The organism is Methylobacterium sp. Leaf399, from assembly GCF_001424525.1.
Lineage (GTDB): Bacteria > Pseudomonadota > Alphaproteobacteria > Rhizobiales > Beijerinckiaceae > Methylobacterium.
Window position 1 is genome coordinate 346,973 of sequence record NZ_LMQK01000001.1, and the last position, 19,632, is coordinate 366,604.

Here is a 19,632-nt window from a genome sequence, read left to right on the forward strand (position 1 = left end):
GCGCCATCATCTTCGACGACACAGCCTCACTAAGCCGTCCGACGGCGCCGGCCAACGCGAGACGGCGGGGCTGCGGCAAAGCCTACCGCTCCTTCGCCGCTCCGAGCGGCCGGGTTACGTCGTCGAGCCACGCCCGCGTCGCCGGCTCGAGGCCGGGGGAGAGCGCCGCGCGCACCCGGGCGTGGTAGGCGTCGATCCAGGCGATCTCGCCGGCATCGAGGAGGCCCGTGTCGATCAGGCGCGGGTCGTAGGGGGCGAGCGTCAGGGTCTCGAAGCCGAGCATCGGCCGCTCGGCGCCGGCGATGGCCCGGGTCTCCACCAGGATCAGGTTCTCGATGCGGATGCCGTAGGCACCGGCGCGGTAGTAGCCCGGCTCGTTCGACAGGATCATGCCCGGCACCAGGGCGACGTGCCCGGTCTTGGCGATGCGCTGTGGCCCCTCGTGCACCGAGAGGAAGGCGCCGACGCCGTGGCCGGTGCCGTGGTCGAACTCGAGGCCGGCCTGCCACAGGGGCTGGCGCGCGAAGGCATCGATCTGCGCGCCGGTGGTCCCCTGCGGAAACACCGCGCGGGCGATGGCGAGGTGGCCCTTGAGCACCCGGGTGTAGCGGTCGCGCATCTCCTCGCTCGGGGTGCCCACCGCCAGGGTGCGGGTGATGTCGGTGGTGCCGTCGGCGTATTGGGCGCCGGAATCGATCAGGAACAGTTCGCCGTCCCGGACCGTGCGGTCGGTGCCCCGGGTGACGCGGTAGTGGACGATGGCGCCGTTGGGGCCGCTGCCCGAAATGGTCGGGAACGAGACGTCGCGCAATTCGCCGCCCCGGTCGCGAAAATCCTCCAGCGCCTCCACGGCGGCGATCTCGGTGAGGGAGCCGGCCGGCCGCGCATCGACCCAGGCGAGGAAGCGGGCGACCGCGAGGCCGTCTCGGTGGTGGGCGGCCCGGGCGCCGTCGATCTCGGCGGCGTTCTTGGCGGCCTTCATCGCCGCGATCGGATCGGGACCGAGATCGACGCTCGCACCCGCCGCCTCGATCCGGCCCTTGAGCGCCACCGCCGCCGTGGCGGTTTCGAGGCGGATGCGTCCCGTCGTCAGGCCGGCGAGGGCGGCGGCGAAGGCGGCACGCGGATGGATGTCGGCCAGCCCCGCCAGGGCGTCGCGCAGGTCGGGTGCGATGTCCTGCGAGGTGAGGAACAGCGCGGGCCGGCCCTCGCGGGGCAGGATCGCGTAGCCGAGCGCCAGCGGAGTGTGGGCGATGTCGGCCCCGCGCAGGTTGAACGCCCAGGCGAGGTTGTGCGGATCCGAGACGACCAGAGCGTCGCAGGCCGCCGTCTCCAGCACCGCGCGGATGCGTGCGAGCTTGCCCGCCACCGGCTCCCCGGCCAGGGCCTCGGGATGCAGCACCACCGGCCCGGCGGGTGCCGCCGGCCGGTCCGGCCAGACCGCATCGACGGGGTTGGCCTCCACCGCCCGGATCGTGGCGCCGGCCTTGGCCGCCGCCTTTTCCAGGCGGCCGACGCCTTCGGCGGTGTGAAGCCAGGGGTCGTAGCCGAGCAGGGCGCCGGCCGACAGATGGCCCGAGATCCAGGCCTCGACGGTGGTCTCGGCCAGGGCCACCGGGGTGATGTGGGCGGTGTCGACCTGCTCGGGGGCCTGCAGCGTGTAGCGCCCGTCCACCACCAGGGCCGCGGCATCCAGGAGGACGATGGCGGTGCCGGCCGAACCGGTAAAGCCCGTGAGCCAGGCGAGGCGCTCGGCGTTGGCCGGCACGTATTCCGACTGGTGCTCGTCGGCGCGCGGTACCACGAACCCGTCGAGGCCGGCCCCGCGCAGGGCATCGCGCAAGGCCCCGAGGCGGGCGCCACCCTCGCGGTGGCCCGGGTCGTCGAAGGTCTGGAAGCGGCGGCGGCTCATCCCGCCAGGGTTAAGGCCGGCGTCCGCCACCGGCAAGCCGGCGAGGACGGTCTCAGAACGGCCGCGCCGCCGCACCGCCGCGACGCAGGACCAGGGTCGCCCAGCCCTCGATCAGGCCGTGGGCGGCCAGATGAAAGCCGCGGTGGCGGTAGGTGGAGAGCACGCCCGGCACGTCGCGCTCGATCAGGCCGGACAGGATCAACACGCCGCGGCTGGAGACGGTGGCGGTGAGCGAGGGGGCGAGGCGCTTCAACGGCCTGGCCAGGATGTTGGCGAAGACCACGTCGAACCGGCGCGGGCGGTCGGCCAGCGCATGGCGCACGCCCGGCCCCTGGTAGAGCCGCACCAGGGGACCGAGCCCGTTGAGACGGGCATTGCCGCGGGCCGTGAACACCGCCTCCGGGTCGAGGTCGCCGGCGATCACCGGCTTGCGCAGGGCCTTGGCGGCGGCGAAGGCGAGGATGCCGGTGCCGGTGCCGACATCGAGCACCTGCCCCGGCCTGCCGCGCTTGAGCACGGCGGCGAGCGCGCGCAGGCAGCCGAGCGTGGTGCCGTGGTGCCCGGTCCCGAAGGCGAGCGCCGCCTCGATCTCGATGGCGAGGTCGTTGACCCGCACCGTGTCGCGGTCGTGCGAGCCGTGGACGAGGAAGCGTCCGGCCCGTACCGGCTTGAGGCCCTCCAGGGAGGCGCGCACCCAATCCTGCTGGTCGATGGTCTCGAAGCTCGCCGCATCCGCCTGGTCGCCGACCACCGGGCGGATCATGTCGCGGATCATGGCCTCGTCGGGGGCGTCGGCGAAATAGGCCTCCAGGCGCCAGGTCCGGCCGTCCTCGGCCTCGAAGGCGGCCACCGCCGTCTGGGTCGGATCGAACATCTCGCCGAGGAGATCCGTCATCGCCCGCGCCGAACCCTCGTCGGTCATCAGGCGCAGGACGTGTGTCGGGCGGTGGGGGGGCAGGCCTTCGAGCATGGTGCCGGCTCTATCACCGGCGAAGCTCCGCCGCCACCGGCGGCTTGCGTTCTTGAAACGTTCCAATCTTGCGGCGGCGCCGGAACACGGCAACGGGGGTCCGCGTTTTCGGTGGCTTCTCCGAGGTCGACCCGACATTCGAGGGTGCGTGTGCGTATGACGAACAAGAAAGCCCGCCGCAAAGCGTCGGTGGTGCTCGCGCCTGGGTTGTCGCTGCGGCGGCGACGGGGACGCAAGACCGGGATGGAAACGTTGGGGGCACAGGCGCTGGCGGCGCCGGTGCCTGGGCCGCTGCTGGTTCTCCTGAGCCGGCTGCATCGCCGCGAGGACGTGTCCCATGACGAAGCCGAGGCGGCCGGCGGCTTGCCGCCGCGCAACCGCGACCTATGATGCCGCCGCCCCGCCACCGGGGCGACGGAGACGCTCGATGACGACTGCCACGCGACGGCTCTGCCTCGCTGCCCTCCTCGCGATGACGCTGGGCGCGACACCGGTTCGCGCGCAGACGCCCGTGGTGGTGTTCGCCGCCGCCAGCCTGAAGAACGCCCTCGACGAGGCCGTCGCCGCCTGGTCGAAGGAGACCGGCAGGACGGCGAGGGTCTCCTATGCGGCCTCGAGCGCGCTCGCCAAGCAGATCGAGGCCGGCGCGCCGGCCGACCTGTTCTTCTCCGCCGACCTCGCGTGGATGGACGACGTGGCGGCCAAAGGCGGCATCCGACCCGAGACCCGCGTCGACCTCCTGCGCAACGCCCTCGTCCTGATCGCCCCCAAGGACGGCCCGGAGGCGATTCCCCTCGTGCCCGGCCTCGACCTCGCCGCTCGCCTCGGCGGCGGCCGGCTCGCGGTGGCCAACGTCGACGCGGTGCCCGCCGGCAGGTACGGCAAGGCGGCGCTGGAGAGCCTCGGCGCCTGGGCCGGCGTCAAGGACAGGCTGGCCCAGGCCGAGAACGTGCGCGCCGCGCTTCTTCTCGTCTCCCGCGGCGAGGCGCCGCTCGGCATCGTCTACGCCACCGACGCGGTCTCGGATCCGAGCGTGCGGGTCGTGGGCACATTCCCGACCGGCAGCCATCCGCCGGTGATCTACCCGCTGGCGCGCACCAGGGACTCGACCCACCCGGACGCGGCGGCACTGCTCGGCTACCTGCGCAGCGCGCCGGCGCGGGTGTTCTTCGAGCGGCAGGGTTTTGGCGTGATCGGCACCGAGAACCGGACGTGAGCGCTGCGCGCGCTTTTTCATCCCCCAGCCAGGCATCGTGACCACCTGGCTCGGCCTCACGCCCGACGAGACCACCGCCATCTGGCTCAGCGTGAAGGTCGCCTCCATCGCGACCCTGGCGAGCCTCGGGCCGGGGCTGGCCGTCGCCATGCTGCTGGCGCGGGGAAAATTCGTCGGGCGAGCGTTCCTCGACGCCCTCGTCCATCTTCCGCTGATCCTGCCGCCGGTGGTGACCGGCTACCTGCTGCTGCTGACGTTCGGCCGGCGCGGCTGGGCGGGCGGGGTCCTGGCCGATCTCGGCATCGTGTTCTCGTTCCGCTGGACCGGAGCGGCGCTGGCCTGCGCCATCATGGGATTCCCACTGATGGTGCGGGCGATGCGCCTGTCGATCGAGGCCGTCGACCGGCGCCTCGAGCAGGCGGCGGCGACGCTCGGCGCCCGGCCGCTCGCGGTCTTCCTCACGGTGACGCTGCCCCTGAGCCTGCCCGGCATCCTCGCCGGGGCGGTGCTGGGGTTCGCCAAGGCGATGGGCGAGTTCGGCGCCACCATCACCTTCGTCTCGAACATCCCCGGCGAGACCCAGACCCTGCCCTCGGCGATCTATACCCTGACGCAGGTCCCCGGCGGCGAGGCCGGCGCCCTGCGCCTCACCCTGATCGCCGTGGCCATCGCCCTCGCCGCGGTGCTGGCCTCCGAGGTGCTGGCGCGGCGCCTCGCAGCGCGGATCGCGGGATGACCCTGTCCGTCGCGGCCGGCCTGACGCGGGGCGCCTTCGCCCTCGACGTGGCGTTCGAGACCGGCCCGGGCCTCACCGCGCTGTTCGGACGCTCGGGATCGGGCAAGACCACGGTGATCGACCTCGTCGCCGGCCTCTTCCGGCCCGACCGCGGCCGCATCGTCCTGTCCGGCGAGACGCTCCTCGACACGCAAGGCGGCGTCAGCGTGCCGGCGCACCGGCGCGGCATCGCCACCGTGTTCCAGCAGGCCCGTCTCCTGCCCCATCTCACGGTGCGCCAGAACCTCGGCTACGGGCGCTGGTTCGCGCGGGCGCGGCCCGAGACCACCGGCCTCGACCCCGATACGGTCGTCGCCATCCTCGGCATCGGCCATCTCCTCGCCCGCCGTCCCGCCGGCCTGTCCGGGGGGGAGGCGCAGCGGGTCGCCATCGGCCGGGCGCTGCTCAGCCGACCGCGCCTCCTCCTGATGGACGAGCCGCTGGCCGCCCTCGACGAGGCCCGCAAGGACGAGATCCTGTCCTGCATCGAACGCCTGCGCGATGCGGCCGGGATCCCCATCGTCTACGTGAGCCACGCCGTCGCCGAGGTGGCGCGGCTGGCCGATACCGTGGTGGTGATGGAGGCCGGCCGCATCGCCGCCTCCGGCCCGGCCGATGCGGTCCTGCGCCGGACCGACCTCGTCCCGGTCGGCGACGGCGAGGCGGGGGCGGTCCTGGACCTCGTCGTGGCCGCCCACGACGCGGACTCCGGCCTGACGCGGATCGACGGGCGCGTCGGCACGCTGACGGTGCCGCGTCTCTCCCGGCCCGTCGGCAGCGCGGTGCGGCTGCGCATCCCGGCGCGCGACGTCCTCGTCGCGCTGGCGCCACCGGTGGGCCTGAGCGCGCGCAACGTCCTCCGGGGCCATGTGCTCGGCATCGTGCCCTCGGTAGCGGCCACGGTGCTGGTCGAGATCGACTGCAACGGCGCCGTCCTCGCCGCCCGCCTCACGCGCGCCTCGGCACGCGACCTTCGCCTCGAACCGGGCCGACCGGTCTTCGCCATCGTCAAGAGCGTCGCCTTCGACCCGCAGGATGTGGGTCGCGGCCGGCCGCCGGTGATCGAGATCTGACGGGCGGCGCACTGGGGCTCGACCACTTACCCTCCCAGCAGCGCCGATGAATTATCCCTTTTTGATCGCGTTCGGCGTCAAAAAGGGATAATGATAATCGAGACAAAGGCTTGCAGCTGGCGACGGACGATCATTCGTTCCCTGGGCTCGATCGGTACGGCTGGGGGGATAGCATGCGGCCCTACAGTGAGTTGAACGGAGACCAGGCCCGCCAGGCGATCGATGTCGAGCAGGTGCTCGCCGCCTATCGAACTGCTTGGGAGCGACACCACCGTAGTTTTACGGGTTCGATGGCCTGGAAGTCCGTCAGCGGTCATCGCTACCTCTACCGGAAGCGGCAGGGCGTCTGGTCCTCGCTCGGACCTCGCAGTCCGGAGACCGAACGGATCCATCGCCAGTTCCTCATCGGACGCCTTCAGTCTCGCTTTCGCGTCGCTCGGCTGGCCAAACGCCTCGATGCGATGGCCCCGGTGAACCGCGCCCTTGGCCTTGGGCGCGTACCGGTCATGGCCGGACGGATCCTGCGGCGGATCGATCAAGCCAAGCTCGGAGACGCCGCCCTCACGGTCGTCGGCACCAACGCCCTGTTCGCTTACGAACGCTTGTGTGGCGTTCAGGTCGCGGGCGGCCATCTGGCGACCGAGGACATCGACCTTCTCTACGACGCAAGGGTACGCCTGAAGCTCCTCGCGCCCGACATCGCCCGTGAGGGAGTGGTGGGCCTGCTGAAGAAGGTCGACCGCTCCTTCGACATCCTGGGCTAGGGCGGGTTTCGGGCCGTGAACCGCGATGGCTACATGGTCGATCTGATCGCGCCGATGCCGAGGAACAGGATGGCATCGATCCCTCGTGCCCGATTGGGATCGGACGACACCGATCTTCAAGCCGTCGAGATCGAGGGCCTTGCCTGGCTCGTGAACAGTCCGAAAACCACCGTCACCGTCGTCGATGAGCGCGGCTATCCCTTGACGATCACAGTGCCGGACCCTCGCGCCTTCGCCCTGCACAAGGCGTGGCTCGCAAAGCGCCCCGATCGTGATACCCTCAAACGATCACGCAACGCCGCCCAGGCCAGCCTGGTGGCCGAGCTCCTGATGACACGCCTACCGCACCTCCGGTTCGACGATCCGGCTCTCGGCGCCCTTCCCCTCGCCCTTCGCGACGAGGCGGAGGGGCTGATCGGCGGTCTTGCCGCCGCCCACGAGGAGGAGGACGGCGCGCTGACCCCGGGTTGGTGAGGCCCTACTTCCCCGCCAGCAGCGGCGACCAGCTCGGGTCCGAGGCGTAGGAAGGGGTCGGCACCGGCTGTTCGACCTTGCCGGTGATGTCGACCATGTAGAGCTTGCCGCCGCCCTCGCCGCCCGGATCGCGGAAGAACACCACGTACTGGCCGTTGGGCGCGAAGGTCGGGCCCTCGTTGTGGAAGCCCTCCGTGAGCACGCGCTCGCCCGAGCCGTCCGGCTTCATCACGCAGATCGCGAAGGAGCCCTTGCGCTGCCGGGTGAAGGCGATGAGATCGCCCTTGGGCGACCAGGCCGGCTGCGAGGCCGAGCCGTCGCCGAAGGAGATCCGGGTCGGGTTCGAGCCGTCCGCCCCCATCACGTAGATCTGCTGCGAGCCGCCCCGGTCCGATTCGAACACGATCCGGCCGCCGTCCGGCGAGTAGGTCGGCGAGGTGTCGATGGCGTTGCCGTTGGTGATCGGCGTCTGCGCCTTCGAGCCGAGGTCCATGCTGACGATGTCGGCGTTGCCGCCCTGCTGCACGCTCATCACGATGCGCCGGCCGTCGGGCGAGAAGCGCGGGCTCGTGCTCATCGAATCGGCCCGCCCGATGGCCTGGCGCGCGCCGGTCTCGAGGTTGACGACCTGGATGCGCGGCTGCTGGCCCGTCGCCTGGGTCATGTAGGCGATGTCCTGGGTGGCCGGCGAATAGCGCGGCGCCACCACCGAGGTCTCGCCGCTGGTGAGCGCGCGCACGTTGGCCCCGTCCTGGTCCATCACCATCAGGCGCTTGCGGCGGTTCTCCTTGGAGCCGGATTCGTCGACGAAGGCGATGCGGCTGTCGAACCACGGCCCGAGGCCGGTGATCTTGGTGTAGACCGAGTCCGACACGAGGTGCCCGGTGCGCCGGGCGTTGGCCGGGTCGGTGCCGTACTGCTGGCCGGTCATCTGCTGGCCGCTCGTCACGTCCCACAGCCGGAACTCGACCTTGAGCCGCCCCGAGGCGTCGCGCCCGACCCGGCCGGTGACCAGGGCCTGCACGCCCGCCGCCCGCCATTTGTCGAAGCCCGGCACCGCATCGAAGCCCGGCGCCTCGGGGAACTTGCCCTTGTCCAGCGGCGTGAAATAGCCTGAGCGCCGCAGGTTGTTGGTCACCACGCTCGACACCAGCAGGCCGAGGCTGGCGTCGCCGGAAAACTCGGTGATCGCGATCGGCATCGGCTGGAACGCGCCGCCGCCGATGCGCAGTTGCAGTTGCGCCTGCGCCGGGGCGACGAACCCCAGGCAGACGAAGGCCAGGGCGGCGAGGAGCGTCGCGAGGGCGAACGGGCGTCGATGAGAGCTGTGCGGCATGGTCCAATCCGAGAGGGTGTCGAAGCATCGCACGAGCGTGAGGCTGGCGCGTCGCACTCGCCTCCCCCGTGTGGGGAGGAGTTGGAGGTAGGGGTGGTCCCGCTGGTCGGGGGCGGCAGGGTCAGCCGGCCTACCCCCACCCGCGATCCCTCCCCACGCGGGGAAGGGACGGGCGAGACACCGGCGCTTACGCCCGGGAGAACTCGAACTCCGCGTTGATGGCTTTCCAGTCGTTGTAATAGGGCGCGTATTGGGCCGGGATGCGGTAGGGCGCGCAGCGCCGCACCGCCCGCAGGGCCGCCTGCGCGATCGACTGGTCGATGGCGTTGGCGCCGCCGCGCAGGAGCCGCGGCTCGGTGGACAGGGTGCCGTCCTGGTTCAGGCGGATGTCGAGCATCGGCAGCACGACCCCCTGCGCCGCGCCGGGAGGCGCCGAATAGCACCGCTCGATCTGCTGCTGCAGCATGCCGACCAGCGCTTCGCGCAAGGACGGTGACAGGCGCTGCGAGGTGCCCGTGGCGGCGCCCAGGGCCGCCGTGCGCTGGACGTCGCGGCCGGTGGCACCGGTGGATTGCGAGGCCGCCTTCGAGGCGAGCAGCTGCTGGATGTCGCCGGCGCTGAACTTCTCGGCGAGCTCGGCCTGCTTGCGCGCCTTGGCCTCGGCATCCGATTTCGCCTTGGCGTCGGCCAGGGCCTTGGCCTTCGCCTTGGCGGCGGCCTCGGCCTTGGCCTTGGCGGCCGCTTCGGCCTTGGCCGTCGCCTCGGCCTCGGCGGCCTCCTTCTGGCGTTCGGCCTTGGCTTCGGCCACGGCCTTCGCCTGTTCGGCGGCCGCCCTGGCCTGCGCCTCCGCCACGGCCTTGGCCTGGGCTTCCGCCTTCGCCTTGGCGGCTTCCCTAGCCGCTTCTCTGGCCGCTTCCTTGGCCGCCTCTTTCGCGGCCTCCTTGGCGGCTTCGGCCTTGGCCTGTGCCTCGGCCCGCTCCATCAGTTCGGCCATCTGCTCGCGCTTGACCGCCTCGGCCTTGGCGGCTTCCTTGGCCGCTTCCTTGGCGGCCTCTTTCGCAGCCTCCTTGGCCGCGGCCTTCGCGGATTCCTTGGCAGCCTCCTTGGCGGCTTCGGCCTTGGCGGCTTCGGCCTTGGCGGCGGCAGCCTTGGCCGCGGCCTCCCTGGCGGCCTCGGCCTTGGCGGCTTCGGCTTTCGCGGCCTTCTCCGCCGCCTTCGCGCGCTCGGCCTCCTCCACGGCGGTGGGATCGGGCTCGCTCACGCGCAGGGGCATCTCGTCGGCGGCGGCGACCTTCATCTCGGGCGGGCGCTTGGGAGGGGCCGGCGCATCGACCGCGGCGTTCTCGGGCTCGCGCTCCTCGGGCTTGTCGGAGGCACGGTCGGCGCGGGGTTTCGCCTCCGGCTGCGGCGTCTGTCCGTCGCGCGCGCCCTTGGTCAGTTCGGAGAACTGCTGCTCGGTCATGACCTCGACGGGCACGCCCTCGTCGGCATCCGGCAGGGCCGGCGCGGCGACGGCGAACAGCGCGGCGGCCAGCAGCGCCACATGGGTGGCGGCCGAGATCCAGACGCCCGGCTGGCTGCGGTCGAAGGGGAGCTGCACCGGTGCCGCGCCCGCTACTTCTGGTCCGGCTCGGTGACGAGGGCGACCTTCTTGAAGCCGCCTCCCGTCACGATCGCCATCACCTGGGCGACCCGGCCGTAATCGACCCGCTTGTCGCCGCGCACGAACACCCGCTCCTCGAATCCGGCCTTGGCGGTCTCGGTGAGCTTGCCCACGATGGTCTCGTCGGTGAGTTCGTCCTCGCCGAGGAAGATCTGGCCGCTCTGGCGGATCGACAGGGTCACGGGCTTGGTGTCCGAGTTGAGGGGGCTCGCCTTCGATTGCGGCAGGTCGAGGGGCACGCCCACCGTCATCATCGGCGCGGCCACCATGAACACGATGAGCAACACCAGCACGACGTCGATGAACGGCGTCATGTTGATCTCGTTGATGGCGCCGCCGCGACGGGCGCGCCGCCGGCGCTTGCCGCCGCCCTGTACCGCTCCGTGGGCCATGATCGTCGTCCTTCGGGGATCTTCGGGGTCAGGCGACGAGGGACAGCCGCTCGTCGATCTGCCGCGAGAGGATGGCGGAGAACTCGTCGGCGAAACCCTCGAGCCGCGACTGGAACTTCGAGACCGAGGATTGCAGCTTGTTGTAGGCGAGCACCGCGGGGATGGCCGCGAACAGGCCGATGGCGGTGGCGAACAGCGCCTCCGCGATGCCCGGCGCCACCACGGCCAGCGACGTGTTCTTCGAGGCGGCGATGGCGGTGAAGGCGGTCATGATGCCCCAGACCGTGCCGAACAGACCGATGTAGGGCCCCGCCGAGCCGATCGAGGCGAGGAACAGGAGGCGCGATTCGAGGCGCTCGACCTCGCGCTGGATGGTCACGTCGAGGACCTTGTCGATGCGCTGCGACAGGCTCTGGATCTGGCGGCCCGAGCCCTCGAACGAGCGCTTCCACTCGCGCATGGCCGCCACGAACAGGGCGCCGAGCCCGATCGGCTGGCGGTCGTTGAAGGAGCGGTAGAGCTCCTCCAGCGAGCGGCCGGACCAGAACGCCTCCTCGAAGGCGTCCATCTCGGCCTTGGTGCGGCGATACAGCAGCGTCTTGTCGACGATCACCGACCAGCTCCAGACGGAGGCGCCGATCAGGCCGATCATCACCGCCTTCACGACGAAGTGGGCCTGCCAGAACAATCCGAACAGGCTCATGTCGGCTGCGGGCAACGCCTGCATGGCATCGGCGGAGGTCATGGCGGGTCCTCGTCCAGGGTCGCCGGTACGGCCGTCCCTCGCGCTCTCGACGATCCGAGCGGTCGATCCGCCGAGCGGCCGATCCCTTAGGATCGATGCACTTGGAATCGCGCGGGATTCTGTCGAAAGTATGGGTCGGCCACCGGGCGGTCTCGCCACCCTGCATGACGGCATAGGGTTAACGCTCCCTTGCCGGGGCTCGGGATGCCGCCCGCGAACGCTGCATCGCAGCATCGGCGAGCGCCCGGGCCTCGAACCTCAGCCCGCCAAGCCCCGGACCGCCGTGCGCGAAACGTCCGGGGCCACGAGGGACGGCGGGATCAGCTCCGTTCGCGCCGGATCTGGGCGCCGCAGCGGCCGAGCTTGGCCTCCAGGGCCTCGAAGCCGCGGTCGAGGTGGTAGACCCGGTTGATCTGGGTCTCGCCCTCCGCCGCCAGCCCGGCGATGACGAGGGAGACCGAGGCGCGCAGATCGGTGGCCATCACCGGCGCGCCCCGGAGGCGCTCGACGCCCTCGACGATGGCCAGGTCGCCCTCCAGCCGGATCCTGGCGCCGAGGCGGGCCAGTTCCTGCACGTGCATGAACCGGTTCTCGAAGATGGTCTCGCGGATGTGCGAGCGGCCCTTGGCGAGGGTCATCAGCGCCATGAACTGCGCCTGCAGGTCGGTGGGGAAGCCCGGGAACGGATCGGTGGTGACGTCCACCGCGGCGATGCCGCCGCCGTTGCGCCGGATGCGGATGCCGTCGGCGGTGGAGGTGACCTCGGCGCCGGTGGTGGTGAGGATGTCGAGGGCGCTGTGCAGGAGGTCGGCGCGGGTGTTCTCCAGGGTGACGTCGCCGCCCGTCATCGCCACGGCCATGGCGTAGGTGCCGGTCTCGATCCGGTCGGGCAGCACCTCGTGGCGGGCGCCGTGCAGGCGCGAGACGCCCTCGATGGTGATCCGCGGCGTGCCGGCCCCCTCGATCCTGGCGCCCATCTTGGTGAGGCAGGCGGCCAGATCCACCACCTCCGGCTCGCGGGCGGCATTCTCGATCAGGGTCGAGCCGTTGGCGAGCGCGGCCGCCATCAGGGCCACATGGGTGCCGCCCACCGTGACCTTGGGGAAGTCGATCTCACCGCCGCGCAGGCCGTTCTTGGCCTTGGCGATGACATAGCCGCCGTCGATCTCGATGGTGGCGCCCAGGCGCTCGAGCGCCATCAGCAGCAGGTCCACCGGGCGCGTGCCGATGGCGCAGCCGCCCGGCATCGAGACCTTCGCTTCGCCGAAGCGCGCCAGCAGCGGCGCGATCACCCAGAAGCTCGCCCGCATGGTGGAGACGAGGTCGTAGGGCGCGGTGGTATCGATGACGTTCGAGGCGGTGAGCCGGATGGTCTGGCCCGTCTCGGTGGTCTGGCCCGGGCGCTTGCCCACCACCATGTGGTCGACGCCGTGGTTGGACAGGATGCGCAGCAGCGCCTGGATGTCGGCGAGCCGCGGCACGTTGACGAGTTCGAGGGACTCGCCCGTCATCAGGCTGGCGATCATCAGGGGCAGCGCCGCGTTCTTGGCGCCCGAGATCGGGATCACCCCGTGGAGCGGCGCGCCGCCGGTGATGTGGATACGGTCCATCGTCGTCCCTTGTGGGCGGGTGGCGCGCTCGGGCGCCGGTCGCCGGTTCCTTCAAGCTCGATGCGCCGAGCTATACGGTATTTCGTGGTCGAAAAGGGGAAGCCGGCTCGTCACCGGCATCCGGCGGGTCGCGGCGGCCCCCGTCCCGCCCCGGCGGCGGGGCCTCGGCACGGGCCCGCGACTGATCCTTGCGCCGCCGCAGGTTGTCGCGCAGGGCCGCCTTGAGTCGGTCCGCCCGGTCGTCGGTCTTGTCGGCCATCCGTCGGTCCGTGTGGCTGAAATGCCCTGCCCGAGGCCCTCGCGATGCCGGCCTCGCGCGACCCTTCGTCGCCATGACGCCGTAGCGGCTTTCGCGCGATCCCTCAACGGATGCACACCAGGGCCGCTTGACGCGACTTGAACCAATTCCAGATTGGCCTGTATCGTCAGGAGCGCCGGAGACCCCGGCACACCGATCGAATGTTAACGTCAGCCGAGGCAGAATCAGACGGCGCCACCCTCTTCCGACGAAGACCGCCGGCGCCGCGGCTCCCGACTCCCGGGAGCCAACACTGTGAGAGATCTGCCCGACCGGCCGCGCGATAGCACCGCACGGCCCGACACAGCCCATAAGGACGGTTGCCCGTGAATCGGATGCCCGCGATGACCCAGATCGTCCCGATGACGACTCTGACACAGGACTCAGGCTCCAGCCGCACCGACTACGACGCCTACTTCCGGTCCGCCCTCGACCGCCTGCACGGCGAGCGCCGCTACCGCGTCTTCGCCGACATCGAGCGCATCGCCGGCCGCTTTCCCATCGCGCACTGGCGCCGGCCCGACGGGGCGACCTCCGAGATCACGGTGTGGTGCTCGAACGACTACCTCGGCATGGGCCAGCACCCGGACGTGGTCGGCGCCATGACCCAGACGGCCGCGCGCTGCGGCGTCGGGGCCGGCGGCACCCGCAACATCGCCGGCAACAACTCGCCGCTGGTGGACCTCGAGCGCGAACTGGCCGACCTGCACGGCAAGGAGGCGGGCCTCGTCTTCACCTCGGGCTACGTCTCGAACCAGGCCGGCATCTCCACCATCGCCAAGCTGCTGCCGAACTGCCTGATCCTGTCGGACGCCTTCAACCACAATTCGATGATCGAGGGCGTGCGCCATTCCGGCTGCGAGAAGCGCGTCTTCCGCCACAACGATCTCGCCCATCTCGAGGAGCTGCTACGCGCCGCCGGCGACCGGCCCAAGCTGATCGCCTTCGAGAGCGTCTACTCCATGGACGGCGACGTCTCCGACATCGGCGCGATCTGCGATCTCGCCGACCGCTACGGCGCCATGACCTACCTCGACGAGGTCCATGCGGTCGGCCTCTACGGTCCGCGCGGCGCCGGGATCGCCGAGCTCCACGGCGTGATGCACCGGGTCGACGTGATCGAGGGCACGCTCGCCAAGGGCTTCGGCTGCGTGGGCGGCTACATCACCGGATCGACCATCCTGTGCGACGCGGTGCGCAGCCACGCACCGGGCTTCATCTTCACCACCGCGCTTCCCCCCGCCATCGCGGCGGCGGCCCGCGCCTCGGTGCGCTACCTCAAGCGCTCGGGCACCGAGCGGGCGGCGCACCAGCGCCAAGCGGCGCAGACCAAGCGCGCCCTCGAGGCCGCGGGCCTGCCGGTGCTGCCCACCCAGACCCACATCGTGCCCCTAATGGTGGGCGACGCCGAACTGTGCAAGGCGGCGGCGGACCACCTGCTCGAGCGCCACGCCATCTACATCCAGCCGATCAACTACCCGACCGTTCCCAGGGGCACCGAGCGCCTGCGCATCACGCCCTCGCCCTTCCACGACGACGCCCACATCGCCCGCCTGACGGCGGCGCTGGTCGAGACCTGGGACACCCTCGACCTGCCGCGGGCCGGCACGGTGTTCGTCGAGGCGGCGGAATAGGCGGTCGATCCGCCGCCCGCCGCCCCGGGGCTCCTCATCCCATTTCCGGTTGATCACTTCGTGATGCGGACATGGGCTTCGCTCAGGCGCCGCGCGGGCTCGGTGATACGGTTCCCACTTGATTCAAGCGGAAACCATATCAGTACTGCCAAAAAATCCGCTGCAGCTCCTTGCTGTCCTGGGTCTTCGTCAGCGCCACCGCCGCCAGGATCTTGGCCTTCTGCGGGTTGAGGTCGTGGGCCACCACCCAGTCGTATGTGTCGTCGGGCTGCTCGGCGTTGCGCAGCACGAAGCCGTCGCCGACCCGCGACGAGCGGATGACCTGCACGCCCTTGGACCGGATGTCCTTGAGGGTGTCCACGAGGTAGCCCGCCACCGAGCCGTTGCCCGTCCCGGCGTGGACGATCGCCTTGGCGCCGCCGGCCACGGCGGCGGCGTAGGGCGCCGGGTTCATGTTGCCCGAGCCGTAGACGATGGCGACCTCCGGCAGCGTCTCGATGGCGTCGATGTCGAACTCCGAGGTGGTGCCGTGGCGCTTGACCGGTGCGCGGAACCAGTAGGTCTTGCCCTCCACCACCATGCCGAGCGGACCCCACTGGCTGAAGAAGGCCGAGGGCTTGATGTTGACGCGCTTGGTGGTGTCGCGGCCGGCCTGGATCTCGTCGTTCATCGTCAGCAGCACGCCCTTGGCCCTGGAATCCCTGGCCGCGGCCACCACAACGGCATCGAGGAGGTTGAGCGCCCCGTCCGCCGAGATCGCGGTGGAGGGGCGCATCGAGGCGACCATCACGATGGGCTTGTCGGTCTTGACCACGAGGTCGAGGAAGAAGGCGGTCTCCTCCACGGTATCGGTGCCGTGGGTGATCACCACGCCGTCGACGTCGTCGCGCTTGACCAGGGCCGACACCTGCTTGGCGAGCTGCACCAGCTGGACGTTGGTGAAGCTTTCCGACGCGATCTGGAAGGCCTGCTCGCCGCGGACCTCGGCCACCTGGGCGATGGCGGGCACGGCGGCGATCAGCTTGTCCACCGGCACCTTGGCGGCCTGGTAGGTGGCGCTGTTGGCGGCATCCGCCCCGGCGCCGGCGATGGTGCCGCCGGTGGCGACGATGACGACGCGGGCCTTTTGCCCGGCCGCCGCGGGCTTGTCCGTCGCCGCCGCGGGCCTGTCCGTCGCCGCCGCGGGCCTGTCCGTCGCCGCCGCGGGCTTGCCCGGATCAGGCCCCTCGAGGGCACGGGCGCCGCCGCCGGCGAGGAGGAGGGCGGCGAGGCTCGCGCTCGCGAACAGGCGGAGGTGGGGGGCGGGCGCCGAACGAGTCATGCGAGGGTCTCCTGGAGCGTGTCACGGCGCCGGGCCGCAGGCCGCGCGGCGCAGGCCAGCCATAGTGCAAAAACGTGGCCGCCGGCACCAGCGGCCCGACGCGAGCGGGCGGCTTCCACGGACCGGCCGGCGCGTCGAGCGTCTCCGGCCAAGATTCGGCCGGTCACATACTGCGCCGCACCATGAACTGGCGGCATCGTGGCACTATAGTCGCGATGTCCGCGCCGTTCTGCTGGTCGACCAGGCAAGCAGGGGCGGTTCTTTACGGTCCGGTGAAGAAATTTGACTGGACTTCCCGCCGGCCTGCGGCAAAACCTCATGCCCTTGAGCGATTGTGCCGGCGCTCGCCCCGAGGGTGGACGTGCGGCGAGTGAGGGCGTCTCGCCGATGAAGAAGAACAAGGTGATCTCGGCCGAGGAAGCGATCGCGCTGATCCGGCAGAACGACGTGGTCACCACCACCGGCTTCGTCCAGAGCTGCATTCCGGAGGCCCTGCACGCGGCCCTCGAGAAGCGGTTCGTCGACACCGGTGCGCCGCGCGACCTCACCCTGATCATGACCGCCGGCGCGGGCGACAGCAAAGGCCTCGGCACCGGGCGCCTGCACCACGAGGGCCTGCTCAAGCGCGTCATCGCCGCCAATTTCGGGCGGATGCCGAAGGTCGCCAAGGCCGCCCAGGAGAACAAGATCCTCGGCTACAACCTGCCCCAGGGCGTGATCTCGCAGCTCTACCGGGCTTGCGCCGCCGGCCAGCCGGGGCTGTTCTCGAAGGTCGGCCTGCAGACCTACGTCGACCCGCGCCACGGCGGCGCCAAGGTCAACACGGTGACCAGCGACGACATCGTCAAGCTCGTGGAGGTCGATGGCGAGGAGTGGCTGTTCTACACCGCCACCAAGATCGACGTGGCCTTCATCCGCGGCACCTCGGCCGACCCCTCGGGCAACATCTCCTTCGAGAAGGAGGCCCTGACCCTCGACTGCCTCGCCCAGGCGATGGCGGCGCGCAACAACGGCGGCATCGTCATCGCGCAGGTGGAACGCATCGTCGAGGACGGCTTTTTGCTGCCCAAGGACGTGCGGGTGCCCGGCATCCTGGTCGATTGCGTGGTTCTGGCCGAGCCCGAGATGCATCGCATGAACTACGGCGTGCAGCACGATCCCGCGCTCGCCGGCCAGATCCGCGTGCCGGTGACCGGCATGAAGAAGATGGCCCTCGACGCCCGCAAGATCGTGGCGCGCCGCGCCGCCTTCGAGCTGCCGCCCAACGGCGTCGTCAACCTCGGGGTCGGCGCGCCCGAGGGCATCGCGGCGGTGGCCAACGAGGAGAAGGTGACCCCCTACATCACGCTCACCACCGAGGCCGGTGCGGTGGGCGGCGTGCTCGCCTCCGGGTCGAGCTTCGGGGCGGCCACCAACGCCGACTGCGTCATCGACCAGAACCAGATGTTCGATTTCTACGACGGCGGCGGCCTCGACATGACCTGCCTCGGCTTGGCCGAATGCGACCAGCACGGCAACGTCAACACCAGCATGTTCGGCGGCCGGCTCAACGGCTGCGGCGGCTTCATCAACATCAGCCAGAACGCCCGCTCCGTGGTCTTCGCCGGCACCTTCACGGTGGGCGGGCTCGAAATCGCCATCGAGGATGGCAAGGTCCGCATCGTCCAGGAGGGACGCTCGCAGAAATTCCTGCCGGCGGTGGAGCAGATCACCTTCAGCGGCCCCTACGCGCAGTCGCGCTCGCAGCCGGTGATCTACGTCACCGAACGCTGCGTCTTCCAGCTGCGCGAGGAGGGCCTCGAACTGATCGAAGTCGCGCCGGGCATCGACATCGAGCGGGACATCCTGCCCCACATGGGCTTCCGGCCGATCATCAACCAGCCCTCCCTGATGGACGCGCGCATCTTCCGCGACGAGCCGATGGAGCTGTTGTCCGACCTCCTCAACCTCAACCTGCCAGAGCGGGTGAGCTACGACAGCGAGCGCAACATCCTGTTCCTCAACCTCGAGGGCTGGCACTGCCGCGTGAAGAGCGACATCGACGACCTGCGCAAGGTGCTGGTCGACGCCTGCAAGAAGGCGGGCAAGCGCGTCAACTCCGTGGTCAACCACGACGGGTTCCGGATCAACGAGAACCTCTACGACGACTATGCCAGCATGATCCAATACCTGTCGGCGAACTACTACCTCACCACCACCCGCTACGCGACGAGCGCGTTCCTGCGCCTGAAGATGGAGGAGGCACTGAACCGCCGCGGCCTCGCCCCGCACGTGTTCGAGCGCAAGGAAGACGCGCAGGCCTTCCTGGAAGGCGCCGACCGCAAGATAAGGCGCGCTTCGACCATCATCGCATCGGCGGCGTAAGGGACCGAATCCTCCCGTGGGGCGGGGAGCCGCCGTTCCCCTGCCCCACGGAGACAAGGGAAGAGCGACCGGGGGCTAATCCCTCCAGCCGTAGTCCTCGGCCCGCGTCGCGCCGCGGTGGAACGTCAGCCTGCGATCGTATTCGAGGGGATCCTTGGGGTGCACCAGGGCGCCGGGCGGCACGTTGAGCCAGTCCACCAGCCGGGTCAGCATGAAGCGCAGGGCCGCACCCCGGCACAGGATCGGCAGGGCCGCGACCTCGGCCGGCTCCAGCCGGCGCACCGCTTGGTAGCCGGCGATCAGGGCCTCGCCCCTGTCGCGATGAAACCCGCCCTCGGCATCGAAGCACCAGGCGTTGAGGCAAATCGCCAGATCGTAGGCGAAGGCGTCGGTGCAGGCGAAGTAGAAGTCGATCAGCCCCGACAGGGCGTCGCCGATGAAGAACACGTTGTCGGTGAACAGGTCGGCGTGGATGACCCCGCCGGGCAGCCCCTGCGGCCAGCCGGCCTGGAGCACGGCGAGGTCGTCGCGGGTGCGGGCGGCGAGGCCGGGCGCCACCGAATCGGCCTGCGCCTCGGCCTGGGCGAACAGCGGCCCCCACGCCTCCACCGACAGGCCGTTCGCGCGGACCATGGGAAAGTCGGCTCCGGCCGCGTGCAGGCCGGCCAGCGCGCGGCCGAGTTCGGCGCAATGGTGCAGGCCGGGGCGCTTGACCGACACCCCTTCGAGGAAGCTCACGATGACCGCCGGCCGGCCGCACAGGCGCCCGAGGGCCTCGCCGTCGCGCCGGCGGATCGGCTGCGGGCAGGCGAGGCCGCGGGCGCAGAGGTGCTCCATCAGGTTGAGGAAGAACGGCAGGTCGCCCTCGTTCACCCGCTTCTCGTAGAGGGTGAGGATGTAGGAGCCGGCGGTGGTGTGCAGGAAGAAGTTGGTGTTCTCGACACCCTCCGCGATGCCCTTGAAGGAGAGCGGCGTGCCGATGCCGTAGCCGGCCAGGAAGGCGGTCAGGGCCTCGTCGGAAACCTCGGTGTAGACGGCCACGGCGCGAGTCGCTTCAGTTGTCCGGTCTGCCAAAACGAAGGGGC

At 70.7% G+C, this 19,632-nt stretch carries 16 protein-coding genes and 1 pseudogene; 7 read left to right on the top strand and 10 right to left on the bottom strand.

Annotation, left to right across the window (positions count from 1 at the left end; all coding sequences use genetic code 11):
• Positions 1–82: 82 nt before the first annotated feature.
• Positions 83–1,912, bottom strand: coding sequence for an aminopeptidase P family protein (locus ASG40_RS01665; protein WP_055879470.1), 1,830 nt, complete (start codon positions 1,910–1,912; stop codon positions 83–85).
• 52 nt (positions 1,913–1,964) lie between these two features.
• A complete protein-coding gene (locus ASG40_RS01670) occupies positions 1,965–2,882 on the bottom strand; it encodes a 50S ribosomal protein L11 methyltransferase (RefSeq protein ID WP_055879473.1) in 918 nt (305 codons plus the stop codon).
• Between the two features lie 156 nt (positions 2,883–3,038).
• Between ASG40_RS01670 and ASG40_RS20930 the strand changes: the two genes are divergently transcribed.
• From ASG40_RS20930 to ASG40_RS21960, 5 genes and pseudogenes are all read left to right on the top strand, one after another.
• Positions 3,039–3,272: a hypothetical protein gene (locus tag ASG40_RS20930; RefSeq protein WP_156387501.1), complete on the top strand. Its 234-nt coding sequence runs from the start codon at positions 3,039–3,041 to the stop codon at positions 3,270–3,272.
• Positions 3,273–3,309: 37 nt separating this feature from the next.
• The gene (gene modA / locus ASG40_RS01675; protein WP_055879476.1) at positions 3,310–4,098 is read left to right on the top strand and encodes a molybdate ABC transporter substrate-binding protein; all 789 of its coding nucleotides are present in this window, start codon (positions 3,310–3,312) and stop codon (positions 4,096–4,098) included.
• Between the two features lie 37 nt (positions 4,099–4,135).
• The gene (gene modB, locus ASG40_RS01680) at positions 4,136–4,834 is read left to right on the top strand and encodes a molybdate ABC transporter permease subunit (RefSeq protein ID WP_055879479.1); all 699 of its coding nucleotides are present in this window, start codon (positions 4,136–4,138) and stop codon (positions 4,832–4,834) included.
• Positions 4,831–5,946, top strand: a complete 1,116-nt coding sequence (modC, locus tag ASG40_RS01685; protein ID WP_055879483.1) for a molybdenum ABC transporter ATP-binding protein — start codon at positions 4,831–4,833, stop codon at positions 5,944–5,946. The genes modB and modC overlap by 4 nt, the downstream gene beginning before the upstream one ends.
• A 461-nt stretch (positions 5,947–6,407) precedes the next feature.
• Positions 6,408–7,184, top strand: a pseudogene (locus ASG40_RS21960) (GSU2403 family nucleotidyltransferase fold protein).
• Positions 7,185–7,188: 4 nt separating this feature from the next.
• Here the strand turns inward: ASG40_RS21960 and tolB are convergent.
• The 6 genes from tolB to ASG40_RS20135 all read right to left on the bottom strand — a co-directional run bounded on the left by tolB (position 7,189) and on the right by ASG40_RS20135 (position 13,189).
• Complete coding sequence (gene tolB, locus ASG40_RS01700; RefSeq protein WP_055881084.1) at positions 7,189–8,520, bottom strand: Tol-Pal system beta propeller repeat protein TolB; 1,332 nt, start codon at positions 8,518–8,520, stop codon at positions 7,189–7,191.
• A gap of 187 nt (positions 8,521–8,707) precedes the next feature.
• Positions 8,708–10,120 carry a cell envelope integrity protein TolA gene (gene tolA / locus ASG40_RS01705; RefSeq protein ID WP_055879491.1) on the bottom strand — a complete coding sequence of 471 codons (1,413 nt, stop codon included), beginning with the start codon at positions 10,118–10,120 and terminating at the stop codon, positions 8,708–8,710.
• A gap of 14 nt (positions 10,121–10,134) precedes the next feature.
• Positions 10,135–10,575 (bottom strand): ExbD/TolR family protein, encoded by a 441-nt coding sequence (locus ASG40_RS01710; protein ID WP_055879494.1) that lies wholly within the window; start codon positions 10,573–10,575, stop codon positions 10,135–10,137.
• 28 nt (positions 10,576–10,603) lie between these two features.
• The gene (gene tolQ, locus ASG40_RS01715) at positions 10,604–11,320 is read right to left on the bottom strand and encodes a protein TolQ (RefSeq protein ID WP_055879495.1); all 717 of its coding nucleotides are present in this window, start codon (positions 11,318–11,320) and stop codon (positions 10,604–10,606) included.
• A 320-nt stretch (positions 11,321–11,640) separates the two neighbouring features.
• Complete coding sequence (gene murA, locus ASG40_RS01720) at positions 11,641–12,930, bottom strand: UDP-N-acetylglucosamine 1-carboxyvinyltransferase (protein ID WP_055879498.1); 1,290 nt, start codon at positions 12,928–12,930, stop codon at positions 11,641–11,643.
• 70 nt (positions 12,931–13,000) lie between these two features.
• On the bottom strand, positions 13,001–13,189 hold the full coding sequence (locus ASG40_RS20135; protein WP_082494285.1) for a hypothetical protein: 189 nt from the start codon (positions 13,187–13,189) through the stop codon (positions 13,001–13,003).
• A 383-nt stretch (positions 13,190–13,572) separates the two neighbouring features.
• Between ASG40_RS20135 and hemA the strand changes: the two genes are divergently transcribed.
• Positions 13,573–14,862, top strand: coding sequence for a 5-aminolevulinate synthase (gene hemA, locus ASG40_RS01725; protein ID WP_244475689.1), 1,290 nt, complete (start codon positions 13,573–13,575; stop codon positions 14,860–14,862).
• A gap of 139 nt (positions 14,863–15,001) precedes the next feature.
• Here hemA and ASG40_RS01730 read toward each other — a convergent pair whose 3' ends face one another.
• Entirely contained in the window at positions 15,002–16,183 is a 1,182-nt protein-coding gene (locus ASG40_RS01730; RefSeq protein ID WP_082494286.1) for a type II asparaginase, read from the bottom strand.
• A gap of 387 nt (positions 16,184–16,570) precedes the next feature.
• Here ASG40_RS01730 and ASG40_RS01735 point away from each other — a divergent pair, with 387 nt between their 5' ends.
• Positions 16,571–18,547, top strand: a complete 1,977-nt coding sequence (locus ASG40_RS01735) for an acyl CoA:acetate/3-ketoacid CoA transferase (RefSeq protein WP_055879500.1) — start codon at positions 16,571–16,573, stop codon at positions 18,545–18,547.
• 75 nt (positions 18,548–18,622) lie between these two features.
• Here ASG40_RS01735 and thrB read toward each other — a convergent pair whose 3' ends face one another.
• Complete coding sequence (thrB, locus tag ASG40_RS01740; RefSeq protein ID WP_055879503.1) at positions 18,623–19,588, bottom strand: homoserine kinase; 966 nt, start codon at positions 19,586–19,588, stop codon at positions 18,623–18,625.
• Positions 19,589–19,632 lie beyond the last annotated feature (44 nt).

Bases quoted from the DNA above. Each gene is read 5' to 3' on its own strand.
- ASG40_RS01665 (WP_055879470.1), bottom strand. From the start codon at position 1,912: ATGAGCCGCCGCCGCTTCCAGACCTTCGACGACCCGGGCCACCGCGAG.
- ASG40_RS01670 (WP_055879473.1), bottom strand. From the start codon at position 2,882: ATGCTCGAAGGCCTGCCCCCCCACCGCCCGACACACGTCCTGCGCCTG.
- ASG40_RS20930 (WP_156387501.1), top strand. From the start codon at position 3,039: ATGACGAACAAGAAAGCCCGCCGCAAAGCGTCGGTGGTGCTCGCGCCT.
- modA (WP_055879476.1), top strand. From the start codon at position 3,310: ATGACGACTGCCACGCGACGGCTCTGCCTCGCTGCCCTCCTCGCGATG.
- modC (WP_055879483.1), top strand. From the start codon at position 4,831: ATGACCCTGTCCGTCGCGGCCGGCCTGACGCGGGGCGCCTTCGCCCTC.
- tolB (WP_055881084.1), bottom strand. From the start codon at position 8,520: ATGCCGCACAGCTCTCATCGACGCCCGTTCGCCCTCGCGACGCTCCTC.
- ASG40_RS01710 (WP_055879494.1), bottom strand. From the start codon at position 10,575: ATGGCCCACGGAGCGGTACAGGGCGGCGGCAAGCGCCGGCGGCGCGCC.
- tolQ (WP_055879495.1), bottom strand. From the start codon at position 11,320: ATGACCTCCGCCGATGCCATGCAGGCGTTGCCCGCAGCCGACATGAGC.
- murA (WP_055879498.1), bottom strand. From the start codon at position 12,930: ATGGACCGTATCCACATCACCGGCGGCGCGCCGCTCCACGGGGTGATC.
- ASG40_RS20135 (WP_082494285.1), bottom strand. From the start codon at position 13,189: ATGGCCGACAAGACCGACGACCGGGCGGACCGACTCAAGGCGGCCCTG.
- hemA (WP_244475689.1), top strand. From the start codon at position 13,573: ATGACCCAGATCGTCCCGATGACGACTCTGACACAGGACTCAGGCTCC.
- ASG40_RS01730 (WP_082494286.1), bottom strand. From the start codon at position 16,183: ATGACTCGTTCGGCGCCCGCCCCCCACCTCCGCCTGTTCGCGAGCGCG.
- ASG40_RS01735 (WP_055879500.1), top strand. From the start codon at position 16,571: ATGAAGAAGAACAAGGTGATCTCGGCCGAGGAAGCGATCGCGCTGATC.